General features: G+C 50.8%; 15 protein-coding genes. 14 read left to right on the top strand and 1 reads right to left on the bottom strand.

Annotation, left to right across the window (positions count from 1 at the left end; genetic code table 11):
* Nucleotides 1–143: 143 nt before the first annotated feature.
* Nucleotides 144–1,046 carry a LysR family transcriptional regulator gene (locus PLA01S_RS08715; protein WP_127591634.1) on the top strand — a complete coding sequence of 301 codons (903 nt, stop codon included), beginning with the start codon at nt 144–146 and terminating at the stop codon, nt 1,044–1,046.
* A gap of 128 nt (nt 1,047–1,174) precedes the next feature.
* Here the strand turns inward: PLA01S_RS08715 and PLA01S_RS08710 are convergent, their stop codons facing one another.
* A complete protein-coding gene (locus tag PLA01S_RS08710; protein ID WP_164817374.1) occupies nt 1,175–2,008 on the bottom strand; it encodes an AraC family transcriptional regulator in 834 nt (277 codons plus the stop codon).
* Between the two features lie 198 nt (nt 2,009–2,206).
* Between PLA01S_RS08710 and PLA01S_RS08705 the strand changes: the two genes are divergently transcribed.
* From PLA01S_RS08705 to PLA01S_RS08645, 13 genes are all read left to right on the top strand, one after another.
* Nucleotides 2,207–4,708, top strand: a complete 2,502-nt coding sequence (locus PLA01S_RS08705; protein ID WP_127591632.1) for a M60 family metallopeptidase — start codon at nt 2,207–2,209, stop codon at nt 4,706–4,708.
* Between the two features lie 165 nt (nt 4,709–4,873).
* Nucleotides 4,874–6,064: a glycine C-acetyltransferase gene (locus tag PLA01S_RS08700; protein ID WP_127591631.1), complete on the top strand. Its 1,191-nt coding sequence runs from the start codon at nt 4,874–4,876 to the stop codon at nt 6,062–6,064.
* Nucleotides 6,065–6,080: 16 nt separating this feature from the next.
* Entirely contained in the window at nt 6,081–7,049 is a 969-nt protein-coding gene (locus PLA01S_RS08695; RefSeq protein ID WP_127591630.1) for an NAD-dependent epimerase/dehydratase family protein, read from the top strand.
* Between the two features lie 33 nt (nt 7,050–7,082).
* Nucleotides 7,083–7,652, top strand: a complete 570-nt coding sequence (locus PLA01S_RS08690) for a helix-turn-helix domain-containing protein (RefSeq protein WP_100538557.1) — start codon at nt 7,083–7,085, stop codon at nt 7,650–7,652.
* A 160-nt stretch (nt 7,653–7,812) separates the two neighbouring features.
* Nucleotides 7,813–11,118 (top strand): M60 family metallopeptidase, encoded by a 3,306-nt coding sequence (locus PLA01S_RS08685; protein WP_246059397.1) that lies wholly within the window; start codon nt 7,813–7,815, stop codon nt 11,116–11,118.
* Between the two features lie 227 nt (nt 11,119–11,345).
* On the top strand, nt 11,346–12,953 hold the full coding sequence (locus PLA01S_RS08680; protein ID WP_127591629.1) for a type 2 periplasmic-binding domain-containing protein: 1,608 nt from the start codon (nt 11,346–11,348) through the stop codon (nt 12,951–12,953).
* Nucleotides 12,954–13,058: 105 nt separating this feature from the next.
* Nucleotides 13,059–14,006: an ABC transporter permease gene (locus PLA01S_RS08675; protein ID WP_036660146.1), complete on the top strand. Its 948-nt coding sequence runs from the start codon at nt 13,059–13,061 to the stop codon at nt 14,004–14,006.
* Between the two features lie 14 nt (nt 14,007–14,020).
* On the top strand, nt 14,021–14,899 hold the full coding sequence (locus PLA01S_RS08670) for a carbohydrate ABC transporter permease (RefSeq protein WP_071223180.1): 879 nt from the start codon (nt 14,021–14,023) through the stop codon (nt 14,897–14,899).
* Between the two features lie 10 nt (nt 14,900–14,909).
* Complete coding sequence (locus PLA01S_RS08665) at nt 14,910–16,610, top strand: alpha-L-fucosidase (protein WP_127591628.1); 1,701 nt, start codon at nt 14,910–14,912, stop codon at nt 16,608–16,610.
* A gap of 146 nt (nt 16,611–16,756) precedes the next feature.
* Nucleotides 16,757–19,126, top strand: coding sequence for a helix-turn-helix domain-containing protein (locus PLA01S_RS08660; RefSeq protein ID WP_127591627.1), 2,370 nt, complete (start codon nt 16,757–16,759; stop codon nt 19,124–19,126).
* A gap of 32 nt (nt 19,127–19,158) precedes the next feature.
* Nucleotides 19,159–20,331, top strand: a complete 1,173-nt coding sequence (locus PLA01S_RS08655; RefSeq protein WP_127591626.1) for a glycoside hydrolase family 88 protein — start codon at nt 19,159–19,161, stop codon at nt 20,329–20,331.
* A gap of 161 nt (nt 20,332–20,492) precedes the next feature.
* Nucleotides 20,493–21,134 carry a TetR/AcrR family transcriptional regulator gene (locus tag PLA01S_RS08650; protein WP_127591625.1) on the top strand — a complete coding sequence of 214 codons (642 nt, stop codon included), beginning with the start codon at nt 20,493–20,495 and terminating at the stop codon, nt 21,132–21,134.
* A 6-nt stretch (nt 21,135–21,140) separates the two neighbouring features.
* On the top strand, nt 21,141–21,650 hold the full coding sequence (locus tag PLA01S_RS08645; RefSeq protein WP_127591624.1) for a DUF4188 domain-containing protein: 510 nt from the start codon (nt 21,141–21,143) through the stop codon (nt 21,648–21,650).
* Nucleotides 21,651–21,690: the final 40 nt, after the last annotated feature.

The raw sequence follows: 21,690 nt of genomic DNA, 5'->3' as shown, positions 1-21,690 counted from the left end.
TGAAAACCTTGATATATCCTACCGTATTTGACAGGAGTTAGCGTTTCCCTTCAAATCGAGATATATAATTTTAAAATATGAAAAATGGTTCTATACGATTTATTTATCGGTATCTAAATTCAAAATTAAAGAGGGGGATATTCTTGACCTTACAGCAGCTGAAATACGCCATTGAAGTAGCCAATCGAGGCTCGATGAATGAGGCGGCCAAACGCTTGTTCATTTCCCAGCCCAGCCTGTCCAACGCGATCAAGGATCTGGAAGAGGAGCTCCGTATTACGATATTCGAGCGGACCAACAAAGGCATTTCATTGTCCAAAGAGGGAGCGGAGTTTCTAGGATATGCACGACAGGTGGTAGAGCAGGCCGAGCTGCTGGAGGGGCGTTATCTGAACGCGAAGCCTTCTCCGCAGCATTTTTCGGTATCCACACAGCACTATGCCTTTGCGGTTAATGCTTTCGTGAATCTGGTTCAGGAATACGGACAGGATGAATATGAGCTGGCATTGCGGGAGACGAAGACTTATGAAATTATCCAGGATGTCAAAACCCTGCGCAGCGAAATCGGCATTCTGTACCTCAATGAATTTAATGCCAAGGTGATCAACAAGCTGTTGAAGGATGCAGGACTGCAGTTTACCAGCTTGTTTACGGCCAGACCGCATATTTTTATCAGCATCAAAAATCCGCTGGCCAAGCAGTCCATCGTGAACATTGACGAGCTTCAGAATTATCCGTATTTGTCATTTGAGCAAGGGGAATACAATTCGTTTCACTTCTCTGAGGAAATCCTCAGCACGCTGTCCCATAAAAAAAGCATCCGGGTCAATGACCGCGCGACCCTGTTCAATCTGCTGATTGGTCTGAATGGCTATACGATTTCGACCGGGGTGCTGAGCGCTGACCTGAACGGGAACGAGATTATTCCGGTTCCGCTCGCATGCGATGAGACAATCAACGTCGGATGGATCAGCCATAAGAATGCGACCCTGTCCAAGCTTGCTGCCGCTTATGTCGAGGCGCTGCATGAAGCGATATCCACCTGATTTTAATGGGTATAGCTTCCAGCATTAGTTAGCTATAGTTTATAAGAGTTACTGTATAGCGTCGTCCCTCATATCCCCCTAGGAGGTATCGGAATAGGATTCCGATAACCCTCTCAGGGGGATTTTTATTAGCGGTTGGACATAATCTGGTTACGAAATTCCCCCGGCGACATGTTGGTGAACTGCTTGAATACCCGGCATAAATAATGGACCTCCATTCCCACCTTCCTCCCGATTTCCTCCAGCGTCAAATCCGTGGTCATCAGTAGACCTTTTGTCTTCTCGATCCTGACTTTAATAATATACTGCACAGGTGTCATCTTCATTTTGGATTTGAAGAAGCGGATGAAATAGTTGGGATTATAATGGATAAGTCCTGCCAGTTGTTCCACGCTGACGTTATCGTTGATATGCTCCTCGATATACTGGAATACCGTGTTCAGCTTCTGCATATCAGGCAGCATGGACAGTGAGATTTGGCGCTCGGGAACGATGTCAAGATAATGTCGGACAAGCTTCATCAGTATTTCGTTCCTTTGCAGTGGGGCGGTCCAAGCGCTGCTCCGATAGGCATCGATCAATTCCTTGAATAACTGCTCCATATATGACTCGTCCGGCACATCCAGCACGTGGGGAAGATGAATCAGCTGAAACAAGTTCAGCGTGTCCACCTTGGCGGTAAAATGGCACCAGAACTTCCTGTAGGTATTGTCGTTAACGACAGAGATGGAATGAAGCGATCCGGCTGGCATGAGCACGATTTGCCCGGGGGAGGGAAAATATTCTTGTTCGTCGATCTTAATCCAGCCTTCCCCTTCCCTTATAAAATAAAGGGCGTTATAGGACGGCCTCATATTAAAAAAGCGCCAGTTCTGGGACACTTTATCAACCTTGGCAATGGATAAGCGAAGCTTCGCGTTAGCCAGGTAGTTCTGAATCAACTTCAGGTGGTTAATATCCATTGGCTGCCCCCTACCGGTTGTGTATTTTGGATACATTGAGGTGTTTTTTATGCATTTCAAATCCGAGCGGCATTCATTAAGCTAAATGAGAAATCGCATTCCATGACATATCAAGGGGGAGGAAATGAATTCAAAGCTTATGGCTGATCTGCCATTCCATCAGGATATCAAAGGAAATCGAGGAGGAATCGTTAAGGAATGATGATGATGAAACGGATTAAGAAATACGGAGTAATCGGGTCCGCGATATTATTAATGACCGCATCCATTGCAGCTGCCGAACCTGCGGAGATCAGTACACGGACGGTGACGGATCCTGCTATGGCAAATACCACCGGGATGCCCGAACTTGAATCATCCGGAGCGACTGGTTCCGCTTGGTCGGCAGGAACGCCACTGGACGTACTTAAGAACGATTTCAGCATATTTTATAAGGATTTGCAAGCGATTCCCTATTTCGCAGGCGGAGGAGTTGCTGCAGTAGGGGATGCGGCATTCAATATCAACGTGCCCGATTATATTCCAACGATTTCGGCAGCCCGTTACGGCAAAGGGCGTATCGTTGTCGCGGGGAGCAAGGAGTATTTCAATCTGACTGAGTCGGCGGGTGATACTGCCGGTAAACTGGCCCGGAATATTTTATGGTGGCTGACGGAAGATGCCACCACGAATCAAGGTCAAGGAAACGATTATACGAACCGCTATGAAGATGCATTGAAGAAATCTGGGAAGAAGATTCGATTGATAACTACCTCCGCCGGGCTTACGGTAAACCCGGATTTGCCCATTGAATTGGTGAAAATCGACAGTTGGGATTCCGTAAACCTGAATCCGCAAAAATATGCGGCAGCCTATGTAGACCCAACGATGAAGGAAAAGGATCTGGAAGCGCTGGATCAATATCTAAGGTTAGGCGGCGGCATTGTCGTGGCGGATAACCTGAGCGGCATCGAGGGAATAACGCGTGATACCCCTGAGGAAATCGTGCTTCAGGTAGGCAATCTGAGGGGAGCCAGACTCAGCCGTGATTTCGCGATTCAAAAGCTGCTTAACCGGGCTGGGCTGACGCTGATGAACAGAGGCTCGGAGTCTAGTGTGGGCGAATCGGCATTGACCTATGAGCAAGCCCACGATCATCATATCAAGACACGGCTTGCTCAAGGCAAGGAAGTGGAAGAGGGAACGATCACTTACGATCAAATCGATATCGGCCCGCCGGGCACCCCTGCGAACAAAAAACAGGAGCGGCTCTACAATATACTAAACGAGACGCTCGAAACGCTATCCAGCGAATCCCCGCTGTACGCTTGGGCAGATACGGAGGCCGGCAGCCTGCCACCCGCCGTGTTCCCGATCCAAAAATTTCAGCAGCCCTATACGAATGCGCTGCATAACTTCCGTTTCAGTCACTTTACCTTGGATCCTACCAACGAGAAATCTCCGTATGCCGACGCATTTCCGGGAGTAGTTTCGGAGGAAGCGGCCATCGTTAACGATTGGGAAGTCGAGGTCGACTTTGATTTCCCCAATACGATGTACACGCACGCCCTTCCGTCGAAAAACTGGATCAGTACCGGATTGTATGCACCCCCCGGTAAAGTCATTACGCTTGAAGTACCGGAAGGCGTGGAGCATTTAACGGTTCAAATCGGTTCGCATGATGACGATTTGAGAGGATCCGGCAAGTGGGGACGAGTTCCGCTTATCGTAAACCACCAGAAGCTGACCCCGGGCATCCATCAAGTTAACAGCCCATATGGTGGCTTCATATATCTCATTCCCCTAAAGGCGAAGGATGATTTTCGGGCAACCGTCAAGATCAGCGGGGCGGCGGAAGCACCATATTACGTGCTTGGCAAAACTACGCTTGAGGAATGGGAGAGAATTCGCACCGGCCCGGTTGCCGTCCCTTTTGCGGAGCTTCAAGGCGAACGAATGATCCTGACGGTCCCCTCGGATTTGATTCGCCAAGTAACCGATCCGGAGGAGTTGATGCGGACCTGGGACGAAATCTACGATAGTTATGATGAACTGGTAGGTCTTGACCCGGACAGGGCGATGCCTCATACCGCCCATCAATTGAATCGCCGTTACGTCGCAGACGGACAGATCTCATCGGGGGCGATGCATGCGGGATATCCGATCATGATGCCATTCAGTTATGCGGCCAACCTGCTGGATGTCCATTATATAAAAACAAGCGCTTGGGGATTCTGGCATGAACTTGGGCATGAATACCAGCAGCGCACATGGACCTGGAGCGATGTCGGGGAAGTGACCGTTAACCTGTGCTCACTTTATACCCAAGAGAAGTACGGGAATGCCTCCGAACTATTGAAAGTCGGGAATGACGGCAAGAATTATTATGACCGGGGAATCGAATTTGTAGAACGTCATGATCCGGCAAAAAAATACGGTCAAATCGGCAATTATGAAAGACTGGTGATGTTCAAGCAGCTTCAGCTTGCTTACGGCTGGGAATTTTATACCCGGATATTCGAGAAATACCGCGAATTATCTCGCGATGAAATTCAAGGCACGGTCGATACTTTTGCCGTCATAGCTTCTCAAACGGCTGGAGAGGACCTGACTGAATTTTTCGACAAATGGGCAATAGGCCTGACGGAAGACGGAAAAACAAGGATTGCCTCATTGAATTTGCCTAAGCCGCAAACTGATATTTGGACGCTAAGAGAATAACCATGAAGAAGCCATGCTTTCTCGATTGAGGAAGCATGGCTTTTTTGTTTATACAATATAACATATTTTTGTACAGGATATTGCATGCATGTGACTTTTTGCATACAATGGAATGGTAAATGATATGTACGTTAAGATACTTCGGATCCACGGGAGGAATTTCATATGTCCAGTCAATCGTTAAGCGCTTTCTTACAGGATAATCTAACGGAACTCAAGCAGCAAGGACTCTATAATACCATCCAGCCTCTTGAAAGTCCGAATGGCCCGCTTATTACCATTCAGGGTCGTGAATTCGTGAATTTATCTTCCAACAACTATCTCGGACTGGCGAATGATGAGCGTTTGAAAGAAGCGGCCATCCGGGCTACGACCGATTTCGGGACCGGAAGCGGCGCTGTTCGCTCCATTAACGGAACGCTTGCACTTCATGTAGAGCTTGAGGAGAAGCTTGCGCAGTTCAAGGGAACCGAAGCGGTGCTGACGTATCAGTCCGGTTTCAATTGCAATATGGCGGCGATCTCGGCGGTGATGGGTGCCGGGGATGCGATTTTGTCGGATGAATTAAACCATGCGTCCATTATTGACGGCTGCCGATTGACCAAGGCGAAGGTTATTCGTTTTAACCATTCGGACATGGACGATCTGCGTTCGAAAGCGAAAGAAGCGAGAGAATCCGGTTTATATAACAAAATTATGGTTATTACCGACGGCGTGTTCTCGATGGACGGCGATATTGCGAAGCTCCCCGAAATCGTGGAGATTGCCGAAACCTATGATTTGATCACTTATGTAGATGACGCGCATGGATCGGGTGTACTTGGTAACGGTGCGGGTACGGTGAAGCATTTCGGTTTATCGGAGCGGGTAGATATTCAGATCGGCACGCTGTCCAAGGCGGTTGGAGCCGTCGGCGGTTATGTTGCCGGATCCCAGGATCTGGTGGATTGGCTCAAGGTCCGCAGCCGGCCGTTCCTGTTCTCCACGGCGCTGCCTCCAGGCACCGTAGCCGCTTGCATCACGGCTATCGACATCCTGCGGAACAGCAAAGATCTGCAGATGAAGCTGTGGGAGAACACTAGATACCTGCAGGAAGGGCTCAAAAATCTTGGCTATTCTGTCGGCCGTACGGAAACTCCGATTACGCCTTGCATCATTGGAGATGAAGCAACCACCCAGAAATTCAGCACCAGATTGTACGAAGAAGGCGTGTATGCCAAATCGATCGTATTCCCGACGGTGCCAAAAGGCACGGGAAGAGTTCGGAATATGCCAACCGCCATCCATACGAAGGAGATGCTGGATCGCGCACTTTCCGCATATGAAACCATCGGACGCGAGCTGGGTCTGATCTAATAAGGGGGCACAAGTGATGAAACGAATTATGGTAACCGGTGCGCTCGGTCAGATTGGCTCAGACCTGGTGGCAAAATTGCGGAAGATATATGGCGAAGAAGCGGTTCTAGCAACGGACATTCGCCAAATTCAGCATGAAACGGTGCAATCAGGTCCGTTCAGAATACTGGATGTAACCGACCACCACGCTTTCCACGAAGCGGCCAAAGAGCACCGGGCGGATACGATTATCCACCTTGCAGCCCTGTTGTCCGCCAAGGCAGAATCCAATCCGGCCCTGGCGTGGAACCTGAACATGGGCGGTTTGTTAAGCGCGCTCGAGACGGCACGGGCATTATCCTGCCAGTTCTTTACGCCGAGCTCCATCGCGGCATTCGGAGCGGACACCCCGAAACGAGCAACGCCGCAAGACACGCTGCAGCGCCCGTTAACGATGTATGGAGTCAGCAAGGTCTCCGGTGAGCTGTTGTGTGACTACTATTACCATAAATTCGGAGTGGATACCCGCGGATTGCGCTTTCCAGGGCTGATCTCCCACTCCGCGCCTCCAGGCGGTGGAACGACGGATTATGCGGTTGAGATGTATGTAGACGCCATCCGCAATGGCAGCTACACTTCTTATATTGATAAAGGGACATACCTTGACATGATGTACATGCCGGATGCGATTTCCGCCATCATTACATTGATGGAAGCGGATCCGTCCAAGCTGAAGCACCGTAATGCCTTTAATGTCACGGCAATGAGCGTTGATCCTGAGGGGATTGCGGCCAGCATCCGTCGGCACATACCGGATTTCAGCCTCGACTATAACGTGGATCCTGTCCGTCAAGCGATTGCGAATGAATGGCCGGATTCCATCGATGCAACTGCAGCACGCGAAGAATGGGGATTTGATGTACAATATGATTTGAACCATATGACCGATGATATGGTGTCAAAGCTTATGGAGAAGCCGCAAGCGGATCAGAGCAAGATCAGTTAACGGCTTAGTTTCAGAAGGAGGATATGGTTACACTTGGAACCCATTCATAAAAAAGTAGGGAGAAATCTGCAAGCCATCCGCAAATCACGGGGCCTCAGCCTCGATAACGTAGCCGAGTTGACCGGTGTAAGCAAAGCCATGCTGGGACAGATCGAGCGGGGGGATTCCAACCCGACGATCTCCGTATTATGGCGCATCGTTAGCGGTCTCGGCATTTCATTCACCACGCTCATCGAAGAGGCGGAAACCGAAGTAACCGTGGTATCACCGGAGGACGTGGAGCCTTTTCACGAGGCCGAAGGCGCGTACCGGGTATACCCTTTGTTCTCCTACAATCTGCGCACTAAATTTGAGTCCTACATGGTTATGATGGATCCGGGCTGCGATCACGGATCTGAAGCTCATAATGATGGCGTTGAGGAGTATATTTTTGTGCATCAGGGGGAGCTGGAGCTCTGGCGCGAAGATGAAAGCTACACCGTGCCTGCCGGAAGCTCCGTGCATTTCTCGGCTAACCGGCCCCATCGGTACGTGAACCCTGGCAACGAGACAACGAAATTTTACACGATTATTTTCTATGCGGATGCCGCAGCCAGGGGCTGATCATTAGAAACAGTCATACCGTTTGATTACCGTCAACCGAATATTAAAAAAAGTTAGTGCCGCCCGGAGAAAATACAGCCCGATCTTAAAAATCGACTGTATGGTGTTCCGGGCGGCCGTTTTATATTTAAGACGTGGGAAAAAGGGGCCGCAGGGGGAGGTGGAATCGAAATTATTCGTTTCTCATTGTGATTACGAAATCATCGACAAAGGAGTTGAACGGTTGACTATGGGTTTCCACACCAAAAAGTGGCTGAAGCTGTTATTGGCAGTTGCGTGCGTGCTTGTGGCCGTTCCGCCAGCAGGAAAGACACTGATGGCGGCCAATGGTATGACAGAGCAGGCTGATGTTCATTCATTAGACTCAAACACGGCCGCGAATATGGCGACTCAACAGGATCTGGATGTTATTTACAAGGATTTGTCCGGTTATCCGACGGTATCGGCCACGTATAACGGGGGGGGTGCCGCCATCGGAGACCAAGCCTTCGTCCTGGCGGTCAACCCGGACACGACGCCAATTCTTGCGGCTGCCCGTTACGGAAAAGGCAAAGTCGTTGTTGCAGGCGACGATTCTTATTTCAAGTTTTCCCCCGATATTACCGATGAGCGGAAGACGGTGGCCCGTAACATCCTCCTGTGGCTGACCGAGGATTCCGAGACGTTGACCTATCAGGAGGCATTGGAAGGCAAGGGCCGATTGCCTATGTTGTCGGCAACGTGGAAGAATTATACCATCGAAACCGATGTGCCGATCGATCTGGTCCGGTTGGAGCAATTCACGCCTGAGCATTTGGATCCGTCCCGCTACCCCGTAGCTTATGTTGACGGCACGCTGAAGGATAGTGAGGTCGACGTCCTCGAGGATTACGTCGCGCAGGGTGGTCATGTTGTAGTCCCTTTAAAGGGATGGGTGATGGAGCAGTATCCGCATGTCTTTCTCGGGAATGAATATCAGGGCCGCTCGGGCAGGCTCAGTGAAGATTTCCCGGTGCAGCGCCTATTGAACCGGATGGGTCTTGGTCTGATGAACAATACGGCGTCGACTCGAACGGAAACCTTGCCCAAATTGACACCGGAGCAATCCGCCAATTATCATTCGCTAAAGCTGCTGGAGCAGGCCGAGGCGATTGAGGCTGGAACGCTGTCACCGGATCAGGTGAACGTCGGACGGCCTGGCGCCGGCGCGGATAAGAAGCTGCAGGTCATCGCTTCGGTGACCGGTGGAACCGTCAGCAGCATCACCCCTCAAAGTCAGCTGTATGCCGTGATCGAGCAGGATGCCAGCGATTTGGAGTCCCAGCTTACGTTTCCGCTGGATCGTTCCAAGGCGCCCTATACCAGTGCATTGTTAGCTTTTCAATTAGGGAGGATCGGCAATGATCTGACGGCACCCCAATCCCCTTATGCCGATCAATTTCCTGGAGCCGTTCCGGTGGACACCCCGCGAGTGACGGGACAATCCGTTCACGTGAATTTTGATTATTCAACCTTTGACTATTTACGTCAAGGCACGGTTCCAAAGAATTGGATCAGCACGGGGATATACGCGCCGGCTGGGGAATGGGTGACGGTTCAGGTCCCTGAAGGCACGCAGCATCTGGATGTGCAGGTTGGGGCACACACGGACAATTTGACAAGTAAAACAGAATGGGAAAGACCTCCGGTCATAACGCAGCGAAAGCCGCTTCTTCCGGGTGAAAATCGGATTCGCAGCCCGTATGGCGGTCTGATTTACCTGATTCCAACCAAGCCGCAGCCTGGCGTTGAGAAGAATATTGAAATCAGCGGCGGGGTTCAAGCGCCGTATTATATCCTCGGAGAGACCTCTCCCGATCAATGGCAGGTCGCTGTTCGTGATTATCCTGCTCCCTGGGCCGAGCTGCAGGGACGCAGAGTGATCTTGACGCTTCCGTCAGAGTATATCAGGCAGCTTGGAGATCCGCAGCAATTACTGGAGAAGTGGGACGCGATCGTGGACTATACAGAGGAAGTTGCAGGGCTTTCCCCGAATCAACCGCTGCCGCATAAGAGTATAGACCTTCCGTTCCGTTATGTTGCGGATCGACAGATTAGCGCGGGTTATATGCATGCCGGCTATCCCATCATGTTCCACATTGATCCTTCCGCGGGTCATGCCGTTGACATATCCCGCGTAACGCAAGGTGGATGGGGCTTCTGGCACGAGACCGGCCACGAATATCAGCAAGGAGCTTGGAACTGGAACGTAACGGGCGAAATTACCGTTAATATTTATTCTTTATATGTCCAAGAAAAATTCGGCAACAGCAGCAACTTATTGATTCGGAACGCGGAAGGAAAGGACTTCTACGACCGCGCTTTTGATTATATCGAAAGCGACATACCAAACAAGTCGTTCGGCAGTTCGGGCCAGCTGGATCTCTTCGGTTATCTCGTGATGTTCCGTCAGCTGTCGCTAGCTTACGGATGGGATTTCTACGCTGAGCTTCATAAGGCGTACCGGGAGCTGCCAGCATCGCAGCTGCCTGCGACGAACCAACAGGAAATCGATACGTTTGTGATCATGGCATCCACCATCGCAGGCGAGAATCTGACGGAGTTCTTCGATAAATGGGCGCTTCCGTATTCCAAAGAAGAAGTTCGTTCCCGCGTTGACGCCCTGAATCTGCCGATGCCTTCGCAGGAGGTGTGGCGGCTGCGGGAGACGCATACGCTGAACGCTCCTCCCGAGATCAAGGCCGACACGGACGGCGAATGGAACCGTGAATCGGTGAAGGTCACCGTTGCCATGACAGCGGAAGCTGAAGCGGCGGGCATGCGAAGCCAGTACAAGATCGGATCCGAAGGCAAATGGACGGATTACACGGCTCCCATACTTGTAGAAGCGGAAGGCCAGACAACGATACATGCCCGGGCAGCCGCGATGTCGGGTGTGACCAGCGACGAAGCTTCCAAGACGGTGAAGATCGACCGGACCGGCCCGGAAATCACGGCAAACGTGACCCAGTCCGTATACCAAACCGAGCGTTTCACCATTTCACCTCAAATCACGGACTCATTAAGCGGCGTATCCGGTGTTATCGTGGAACTGGATGGCAAGGAAGCTGCCGAAACGCTGGTTAGAGAGCCCTTAACGCTGACAGCAGGACCGCACTCCATTCGGATAACGGCAGAAGATGCAGCCGGGAATATTTCGGTTCGCGAATACCCGTTTGAAGTCGTTGTCGATCAGGAACAGCTCGACGATATCGTGAGAGCAGGGGAAGAGAAGGGCTGGATCGATAATCATGGCATCTCCCAAAGCATATTGGCCAAAATCGCGGATCTCCAGCAGCATCCGGCCGGAAGCGAAGCAGCTGAGGATGCGATCACTTCGCTGGAGAATGCCATTAAGGCGCAGCAGGGCAAGCATCTCGATTTCGGCTTCGCGGAGCTGCTTCTTGGAGACATAGACTACATCCGAAGCCGCAGCTCGGCTTCCTAGCAGCTTGCGAAATGAAGGGCGGCCGAAATGGCCGCCCTTCATTTCTGTAATGGCCATCATCATGAAATAAGTCAGTCCAAGATTAAATATAGACAATGTACTGCCTTAAAAAAATATTGCACAATTAGAAAACACGGCAGTGTTCAATCGCCAAAATGTTCAGTAAGGTGGTGCTTAACAAACCAGAAGTTCACACAACAAGCAAAGGAAAAGGGAGGCAAATGATAATGAAGGTCAACAGGTTTAAAGTATTCTGGATTGTTTTGCTTGCCGTCACCATGGCCATTACGGCGGCAGGGTGCGGCGGTCCTGCCAAGGAACAACCGGAGGTAGCGTCGGACCCGGAAGACCCTCCGGTTCTATCGGAACTGACGTATTGGGTGCAAATCGTTAGCCAGGTGTCCGCTACGATGAAGAGTTATAACGAAATCGAGGCTTATAAGGAGCTGGAGAGGATCACCGGGGTGAAAGTGGATTTTCAGCATCCTCCGCAGGGCCAGCAGGCGACGGAGCAGTTCAACCTCATGATGACCTCGGATAAACTCCCGGACGTGATTGAATATTCATGGGCCGGCTATCCGGGGGGACCGGAGAAGGCGATCAAAGACGGCAAAATCATCAAACTCAATGATTTGATCGATCAATATGCCCCGAACTTTAAAAAGGTGCTCGAGGAGCATCCGGAGTGGAAGAAGGAAATTACGACCGATGACGGCAGCATCTACGTGTTCCCGTTTCTGCGCACCGACGACAAGCTTAAGGTATTTCTCGGACCGACGATCCGGCAGGATTGGCTCGATAAGCTGGGGCTATCGATGCCGACCACGGTTGATGAATGGTACAACGTATTGAAGGCTTTTAAGGAGCAAGATCCGAACGGTAATGGCAAGGCGGATGAGATTCCCCTGTATCTGACGAAAGGAGATGTCGATACAACAACCGCTTTTCTCGGGGCATGGGGTATTAATGCCGGGTTTTATCAAGAGGAAGGTCAGGTTAAATACGGCCCGACGGACCCGAGGTTTAAGGAGTTCCTGACGCTCATGAACCAGTGGTACAAGGAAGGCTTGCTTGATCAAGACTTTGCGACGACCGATGAGAAAATGCTGGAGGCCAAAATTACGGGCGGGCAAATCGGATCAGCGATTCTATACACCGGCAGCGGGATCGGCAAGTATGGAACGCTCATGAAGGATAAAGATCCGAACTTCAGATTGGTGGCAGCCCCTTACCCTGTGATGAACAAGGGAGACAAGCAAATCTGGGGATACAAGGACCATGCGTTTAACGGAATCGGGGCAGCGGTTACCACCAGCAACAAAAACCCGATTGAAACGGTGAAGTGGCTGGATTACGGCTATTCCGAGGAAGGCACCCTATTGTTTAACTTCGGAAAAGAGGGCGTCAGCTATTCGATGGAGGACGGCAAGCCGATATTTAAGCCCGAAGTATTGAAGGACCCTTCCGGACTGCCAGTGATTCAGTCCATGTCCAAGCACAACCGCGCAACCTTCAGCGGGCCGTTCATGCTTGATATTCGGTTCGATCAACAATACACGACCGAGCCGGATCAGCTGGAGTCCAAGATCATCTGGGCAGAGCCGACCATGGAGAAGAAAATGCCGCGCACAACGCCGACTCAATCCGAGAGCAGCCGCTATGCTTCCATCATGACGGACATCAACACGTACAAGGACGAGATGTACTTGAAGTTCGTCATGGGTGCCGAACCTTTGGATCAGTTTGACAAGTATGTAAAAACCATTGAATCCATGGGTCTTGCCGAAGCTCTGGAAATACAGCAGAAAGCCTTGGAGCGTTACGGTAAGCGGTAAACGGTAAACGGTAAGCGGTAAACGGTAAACGTCCTGAAGCGGCGGAAACATGCAGACTCCGCCGCTCTTGGCGCAATATAAATTGATTTGGAGGGAGGGATTCGATTGTCAGCCACCCAGAAGTATCCCTTCGAGCATCGCAAAGGGAAATGGACAACGATTGCGAACGATTTGAAACGGAACAAATTCGTCTACATACTGGCGCTTCCCGTCATTCTATACTATGCCGTCTTCCACTATGGACCGATGTACGGTCTGTTGATGGCTTTCAAAGATTTCAGCATTGCCGACGGCATTTGGGGAAGCGAGTGGATCGGATTTGAGCATTTCCGCAATTTCTTTAACAGCTATTATTTCGAACGCCTTCTGCGCAATACCGTGCTGATCAATGTCTATGAGCTCATCTTCGCGTTTCCGGCACCGATTATCCTTGCCCTGCTGCTGAACGAAATCCGCAGCCGGCTGTTTAAGCGTACGGTTCAGACGATATCATATTTGCCACATTTCGTATCCATCGTCGTCGTGACCGGGATCATGTTCGATTTCCTCGCAAGAGATGGCTTGGTGAATCAGATTCTGGGCTTTTTCGGCATCGAATCGATTCCGTTCATGAGCGAGGCCAGCTGGTTCCGTACGATATATGTCGGCTCCGGCATTTGGCAAGGCGTGGGCTGGGGTTCGATCATTTATCTTGCTGCCATCGCCACCATTGATCCGACCCTTTACGAAGCGGCTAAGATGGACGGCGCAGGCCGCTGGAAACAGATGCTGCACATTACGCTGCCGGGCATGCTGCCGACGATCATCATCATTTTCATTCTCAATATGGGCTCCATGCTTAGCGTTGGCAGCGAAAAAGTATTGCTGATGTACAGCCCGCTTACTTATGAAACGGCAGACGTGATCTCGACCTTTGTCTACAGAAGAGGGGTTCTGGAGACGGATTACGGCTTCACGACCGCCGTTGGTTTATTCAATGCGGTGGTCAGCTTCATCCTGCTTGTACTCGCGAACTCGATCAGCAAGCGGGTCAGCGAACATAAACTGTGGTAGAGAGGGGGGCATCCATGGCTAACAAACGATCCGCAGGCGAGATAACCTTCGTCTGTTTGAATGCGTTGATCCTGACGGGCCTCTGCTTCGTCACCTTATATCCGTTCGTGTATGTTGCCTTCGCTTCGTTCAGCGATCCCGCTTCATTGGCCCAGCACCGGGGGCTGCTGTTCGCGCCGCTTGATATTAACTTCGAAGCCTATAAGGCGGTGTTTAACAATCCGATGATTACGACGGGATATCGGAACACGCTAATCTACGTTGTGGCGGGAACGGCCATCAATCTGGTGGCCACGGCGATCGGCGCATATGTGCTGTCCCGCAGAAATTTGTACTTCAAAAATGTCCTGATGATGCTGATCGTCATCACCATGTTTTTCGGCGGCGGGCTGATTCCGACTTATCTGCTGATCAATAACTTGGGGATGCTGAACACGATCTGGGCGATGCTGATCCCCGGGATGATCGGTACGTTCAATATGATCATTATGCGGACTGCCTTTCAGTCCGTTCCGATAAGTCTTGAAGAATCGGCGAAAATCGACGGGGCGAACGATCTGATCATTCTGTTCCGGATCATTATTCCGCTGTCCATGCCCGTTATCGCCGTCATGATTTTATGGTATGCCGTTGGACATTGGAATTCATATTTCGGAGCGCTCATCTATCTAAGGGACCGGGAGCTATTCCCGCTTCAGCTCGTGCTTCGGGAAATTCTCATAACCAATACGACCGACAGCATGATGACGGAGGCCTCGGGAGACCGGATGGCGATCGCGGACACCATTAAATATGCAACGATTATCGTTTCCACATTGCCGATACTGCTTCTGTATCCGTTTTTGCAGAAATATTTCGTCAAAGGCGTTTTGATCGGCGCCATTAAGGAATAGGAGGAGAACGATGGCTGACTCATTAGATATCGTAACGGAAAGCAAGAGCCGGATGCAGTGGTGGAAGGACGCCAAATTCGGCATGTTCATCCACTGGGGGGTATATTCGCTGCTCGGCAAAGGGGAGTGGGTCATGTATGCCAACAAAATACCGGTAAAGGAATATGAGAAACTCGCCGAGGAATTCAATCCGACGCAGTATGATGCCAAGGCTTGGGTCAATTGCGCCAAAAGGGCAGGCATGAAATATATCGTCATCACAGCCAAACATCACGATGGTTTCGCCATGTACCATTCACGGACGGACCCGTTCAATATCGTGGACGCTTCTCCATTCGGCCGGGATCCGTTGAAGGAATTATCCGAGGCTTGCAGGGAGGAAGGAATCCGGCTCTGCTTTTACTATTCCCATGTCATTGATTGGCATCATCCGCATGCGCTTCACGATACGTTTAACAATCTATGGGACTATGAGCTGGAGAAGAAGGCGTTCTTTAGTTACTGGAACCATAAAGCGAAGGGACAAGTGCGTGAGCTGTTGACGGAATATGGTCCGGTCGGGCTGCTCTGGTTCGACACCTCCGGGGGATTGTCGAAGAAGGAGAGCGAAGCGATGGTAAACATGATCCGTGGGCTTCAGCCCGATTGCCTGATTAACAGCAGGGTAAGCCATTGGCCTGATTTCGGGGATTACCAATCCAAGGGTGACAACGAAATCCCGATGCATGGCGAGGAAACGCGGGAATGGGAGACGCCGATGACCCTAAATCAATCGTGGGGGTACAGCACCAAGGATCAAGTGTGGAAATCGACGGATGCTCTGATCCGAAAGTTGGTGCACATCGTAAGCAAGGGAGGGAACCTGCTGCTCAATGTCGGCCCTACGGAAACAGGCATAATTCCGGAAAAATCCGTTCTGCGCCTGGAGGAAGTCGGCGAATGGCTTGGGCGAAATGGAGAGGCGGTCTACGGCACAAGCGCAAGCCCGTTCCCTTATGAGCTGGAATGGGGAGCGGTTACGGTGAAAGGGGATACGCTCTTCCTACATGTGTACAATCGCTATTGGCCTGCGGAAGAATTGGTATTGAACGGCGTAAGAAATACGGTTAAAAAAGCTTATCTGCTCACGGACCCCAGTACATGTCTTCCTGTGCACCAGAGCTATCAGCCGGAAACGGACCATCACGAGATGCGGATCCGATTGCCTGAACTTCCCCCAGAAGACCATGTATCGGTTATTGCATTGGAACTCGATGGCAGGACCGATGTAGATCAGGGTTTTATCCAACAGGCAAACGGCGCTGTTAAGTTGGATCTTGTCCTGTCGGAAATAACGACAGGCAACGGGATGAACGAGGCCCGGTGGACCTTCAAGGCAGCGTCGTCCGGCATATATGAAGTCAACCTCGTCAACTTCAAAAAATCCGATGCCGTTTGGGAACAGGAATATGATCATGAAGTCACCGTACGGGCAGCAGGACAGACGATTGCGTGTATTCCCCGAGAGGATAAGGTCGTCAACGACTCCATTTCTTGTCAGCATCCGTACACCGAGATTCATTCATCGATCGGGCGGATCGTAATAGAGAATCCGGGCACGTATGTGTTGACCTTATCGAGCAAGCTTGCGAAGCCAAAACCTTTTGGACCGGAAATTTGGCAGGCGGCTGCCGTGAAGCTTCGTTCCGTGCGATTAGTTCAGGCGCTTTAAATACTACGATGTACCTCAACTTTAGACATCCCTTTAATGGGGACGCTTCTCACCTGGGTGACCCAAATTATTAAAGGGTTTGCTAGTCCGTTCGGCGAAGGATTCAAGATAATAGGTTTCCATACATTTTCTTGGAGGAATGCGTCATGATCTCGATACCCAGCCTTCTGCCCGGCAAGCGCAAAAGCAGCCGGGGACGTGTCTTGAAAACCATGATCGTTTCGTATATGTTCATACTTTTGCTGCCGATGACCGTTGGGCTGTTTCTGTATGAACGGGTGGAAAACGTGATGGAAAACAATGCGGAGCGTTCCAATTCGGCGATGCTGGAGCAGCTGCGGCTTTCCATGGACAGCAAGCTCAAAGAAGTGGATATATTGGCTAAGCAAATCATGTTTAACCCCAAGCTGGCTTATCTGCTGAACCTTGATCGGCATGATCAAGGGGAATCGTATCGTCAAGTGGAGTTCGTCCGCGATTACCTGAACCGTTATCAAACATTTGTAAGCGGATTCGTGAAGGATTTCTATGTTCATCTGCAGGCGGGAGATGTCATCTTGAAGCCTGGCATGCGAACAGATGCAAGAGCCTTCTACGACAAGTACTACCGATTTGAAAATATGGATTTTGAAACTTGGAAGCAGAGCATGCTTGGCCGCTATCACAACATGTCATTCCTGCCCTCCGATGTGCTGTTGCAGAATCCGAACCAAGGGAACGGCAACCCGGCGGACGTGATCACCTACGCGCAATCACTTCCGGTTCATGATGTGTCCGATATCCGGGGAGCGCTCGTTATCATGATCGATGGGCAGCAGGTTCAGGAGATGTTCCGGCAAATCGAGTCCGCAAATGACAGCGAGATTTATATCGTCGACGGGGAACACAGAGTCATCGCAAGCTCCTCGGGCTCGGAACTGTCCGAACAGGTGACGGAAAGGCTTGCCGGACCATCGGGATTGTTTAAAGAAATGCTGAACGGCACGGACAGCATGATAACATTTACGGAATCCAAGGAGGCGGGCTGGCATTACGTGTCCGTCATGCCGATGGACAGTGTCATGGAGCGAGTGACGCAGCTGAAAAGAATGGCTTTGTCTGTGTTTATTGCATCACTTCTCGCAGGAGCAGGCGTCGCGTGTTGGTTTGGGTACCGACAGTATAGCCCCATTAAACGCGTGGTTGATGCCATTCTCCAGGGAAAGCCCATTCAGGGTAAACCAGCCACCAACGAATATGATTTCATTTTGCAAACGATTGAAGGATCGTTTGTAGAGGAGCGGGATCTGAGGGAGCGATTGTTCCGGCAAAGCCCCGTCATACGAGCCGATTTTCTGTCAAGGCTCATTCGCGGTTACATCGATCCGGATCACGCAGGAAAGGAGGGAGGGCCGTCTTTAACGACCATGGGCATCCACTTCAGATCCGATATGTTTGCAGTCATCATCGTTCAGGCAGTGGATATTACAAGGCTGTCGCCGGAACCATCGGAGCAAGATTGGACGCAAATCCGGTTTATTGTCTCGAATATCGGCACGGACATTGCGAATTCGGGCCACCAGGGATTCGCCGTCGATATGGAACGCGACCGGATAGCGTTCCTGGTCAATTTCCATCCAGTTGAGAGCGGGGAGGCTGAGCTCTTCCTTCATGAATTTGCAGAACGATTTCTCCGGGTACTGGAGGACCGTTTCCATATTTCCGTGACGATTGCCGTCAGCAGCGTACGCACAGGAAACGGAACGATCGGCAGCGCTTATCTGGAAGCCATGGCCGCCCTGGATTACCGTATGTTCAGCGGCAGAAACTCCATCATTCACTTCGGGCATGTACGGGACATCAAGCATCATTATTACTATCCGATCGAATTCGAGACGCAGCTTGTCAACCATGTGAGAAGCGGCGATACGGTAAATGTCGCTAAGCTGCTGGACAATATTTATACGATGAATTTTAATTCGGCGGGAATGACCCCTGAACTGGGCAGATGCCTGTTCTTCAATATCATAAGCACATTTCTGAAAATACTGAATTTGACGAACACGGATCATGAAAGTCTGCTGGGCCCGAACTTTGACCCCGTAAAGCATATATTCGGTTGTTCCACAAGCGATGAAATGCAAGCCGAGACCAAGCGGTTATATGACAAACTGACTTGTCTCTTTCATACGGAGCATAGCGATCACAGCATCCAGCTGCAGCAGGATATGATGGCATTCATCGACAGGAATTTAACCGATTATAATTTAGGACTTGGCATGATTGCCGACCATTTCGGCATGACGCCGCAGTATATCTCGAGTTTCTTCAAAAAGATGAATCGATGCAATATCACCGACTATATTACCCGTGCGAGGATTGAGAAGGCGAAGACATTGATGGAGCAATCGGAACTGACCAATGCGCAGCTGGCCCAACTGGTCGGCTATACCAATGATGTCGTGTTCATCCGGGCATTCAAGAAATTGGAGGGCGTCACCCCTGGCAAATACCGGGTGAGCGCAAGCGGGCAGTAACGTTGAACGCAGAGAGGAGTGGCCAATCAGAAATGGAAGCGATTCAGGAACCTTTAAAATACGGCGAGGTAACGACATGGACGCAGCAAAGGACCGAAGCCGCCATCGAATTCGTTCTTCATCGGATCGATCAGAATTTAGATACGTTCTCCAATCGTTTTCCGTCCCCTGCCAGCCGCGATAATATCTACGAGGCAATCGGCAACACGGAATGGACCTCGTCCTTCTGGACCGGAATGCTGTGGCTGGCTTATGAAGTCACGGGGGATGCCAAGTACCGGTTGATTGCGGAGCTTCAGCTCCACAGCTACAAGGAGCGCGTGGAGAACCGCATCGCCACGGAGACGCATGATCTGGGATTTTTGTATTCCTTGTCCTGCGTTGCCGCTTATAAGCTGACCGGGAATGAAGAAGCGAGACGGACTGCCTTGGCCGCAGCAGACCTGCTGATGGAGCGGTATTTCGAGAAAGCCGGGATCATTCAGGCTTGGGGCAAGCTGGATCAACCGTCACAGCGCGGCCGAATGATCATCGACTGCTGTATGAATTTGCCTTTGCTCTATTGGGCGACGGAGGAAACCCGCAAACCGGAGTATCGGCGCGCTGCCATAAGCCATGCACAGCAGTCCGCTCGTTATTTGATCCGCGAGGATTCCTCAACGTATCACACGTATTATATGGATGTCGAGAGCGGAGAACCAAGGTTTGGGCAAACGTCCCAAGGATATGCGGATCATTCGTGCTGGTCCCGCGGTCAGGCCTGGGCCATTTACGGTATGCCGCTCAGTTATGCCTATTCGAAGGAAGAAACACTGCTGCATGATGCCGAGCGAGTCACGAATTACTATTTGAATCGGCTGCCTGAGGATTATGTGTGCTATTGGGATTTGATATTCACCGAAGGGCAGGAAGAGAGGGACAGCTCGGCAGCCGCCATTTCGGTATGCGGAATGCTGGAGCTGGCCAAGCGTTTACCGCTCTCGCATCCGCAGCGCCGTACATACGAGAACGCGGCACTGCGCATCCTGGCGTCTTTAAGCGATCGATATACGACAGCAACGCTCCCTGAATCCAACGGCATTCTGCAGCATGCGGTCTACGGAAAGCCGCTTGGAAACGGAATCGACGAATGCTGCATTTGGGGGGACTATTTCTATTTCGAGGCGTTGGTGAGGGTCTTTAAAGATTGGGATATGTACTGGTGAATGAAGAGGGACCATATTCGAAAGGCAGCGTGAACGTAACCCCTGCATCAGCATTGCTGATGTCAGGGGTGTTTTGTCTGTCTGTTTGGCTATGTTGACAAAATAAATTAACTCGTGTTAATTTATTTACATAAGTTAACTTTGAAGAGGTGCTAATCACAATGGATTCGGAAATCCCATTAAGGGAATTAAAAAAAGCCAAGAACAAAATCGCAATGTATGAAGCGGCATTATCCTTGATGAAGGACCGGATGTTCAGCCAAGTTATGCTGGAGGACATCTGCAAGCGCGCAGAAATATCCAAGGTCACTTTTTTTAAGTTTTATCAACGCAAAGAGGATCTGCTGATTTATTTTATGCGGATATGGCTGACCGAGCGGGTCATCGAGATTGATACGGAAGGGAAAAAAGGGTTTCAGGCGTTCCGGCATCTGTTGTCTCAAGTGGCTAAGGAACATCAAGTAAGGCCTGGTATGATGCCTAGCCTGATCTCCTTTCTCGCAGAGCAGAACATGCAGCCTTGCATGCCGGAGCTGAGCCCTGCGGAAGTATCACTGCTCTTTCCCGGTCACGAGGAAGCGGGAAGCCGATCACCCAACATGTATGCTTTATTCCAGCAGTTCATGAAGGAAGAAGATCAAGCCGGAAGGCTGAACAAAGCCCTTACCTTGGAGCAAGCCGTGCAGATCTGTTTCACTATTTTTTATGGCGCGTTTCTGACGGCTCAATTGTACAATTCAACCGAAATCAGTCGCTTTTACGAAACGCATCTTGGTCTGCTAGAAATAAAGGAAGAGGAGTGAACAAGTATGAGCAAAGTCATTCCAGGTCGATATACCGCACACATGGAAGGATCCTTCGTTGTATTCGTGATCGGGTTTCGGATTAACAAGTGGTGGGCGGTCCATAAGTGGCTGCCTGTTATGAATGCCATGTCCCCGATGCTTCAGGAGCTGTACCGGAACAAGGAGGAGCTCGGCTTCATGGACGGTACCTATCATTTTTCCGGCAGGGGGCTTACTCTCATTCAATATTGGAGGAGTTTCGAACACCTGGAGCATTATGCCCGTCACGGAGCCAATCACCTGAAGGCATGGCGGGATTTCAACCGCAAGATTGGAACGGGAGGGGACGTAGGGATATTCCACGAAACCTATTTGGTTCCGGAAGGACAATATGAATGTCTGTACAACAATATGCCGAGGTTCGGTTTGGCAAAAGCGGGAGCCCATGTCCCCGCGACAGGACGCAGGGAAACGGCAAGCCGGCGGCTTGGCCGCGAGGGAGAACCGGCTATGCCGACTCCTCCAAATCCGTAGTTTCGGTCTATAGTCGGTTGATCTCCCTCTGTTGCCGCAG

It is taken from the genome of Paenibacillus lautus NBRC 15380, assembly GCF_004000945.1.
GTDB lineage: Bacteria > Bacillota > Bacilli > Paenibacillales > Paenibacillaceae > Paenibacillus_AQ > Paenibacillus_AQ lautus.
Note: the sequence above shows the minus strand (reverse complement) of the source record. Positions and strands in the feature narration are given on the sequence as shown.

Bases quoted from the DNA above. Each gene is read 5' to 3' on its own strand.
- PLA01S_RS08705 (WP_127591632.1), top strand. From the start codon at position 2,207: ATGATGATGATGAAACGGATTAAGAAATACGGAGTAATCGGGTCCGCG.
- PLA01S_RS08645 (WP_127591624.1), top strand. From the start codon at position 21,141: ATGAGCAAAGTCATTCCAGGTCGATATACCGCACACATGGAAGGATCC.
- PLA01S_RS08670 (WP_071223180.1), top strand. From the start codon at position 14,021: ATGGCTAACAAACGATCCGCAGGCGAGATAACCTTCGTCTGTTTGAAT.
- PLA01S_RS08650 (WP_127591625.1), top strand. From the start codon at position 20,493: ATGGATTCGGAAATCCCATTAAGGGAATTAAAAAAAGCCAAGAACAAA.
- PLA01S_RS08665 (WP_127591628.1), top strand. From the start codon at position 14,910: ATGGCTGACTCATTAGATATCGTAACGGAAAGCAAGAGCCGGATGCAG.
- PLA01S_RS08695 (WP_127591630.1), top strand. From the start codon at position 6,081: ATGAAACGAATTATGGTAACCGGTGCGCTCGGTCAGATTGGCTCAGAC.
- PLA01S_RS08710 (WP_164817374.1), bottom strand. From the start codon at position 2,008: ATGGATATTAACCACCTGAAGTTGATTCAGAACTACCTGGCTAACGCG.
- PLA01S_RS08700 (WP_127591631.1), top strand. From the start codon at position 4,874: ATGTCCAGTCAATCGTTAAGCGCTTTCTTACAGGATAATCTAACGGAA.
- PLA01S_RS08655 (WP_127591626.1), top strand. From the start codon at position 19,159: ATGGAAGCGATTCAGGAACCTTTAAAATACGGCGAGGTAACGACATGG.
- PLA01S_RS08660 (WP_127591627.1), top strand. From the start codon at position 16,757: ATGATCTCGATACCCAGCCTTCTGCCCGGCAAGCGCAAAAGCAGCCGG.
- PLA01S_RS08680 (WP_127591629.1), top strand. From the start codon at position 11,346: ATGAAGGTCAACAGGTTTAAAGTATTCTGGATTGTTTTGCTTGCCGTC.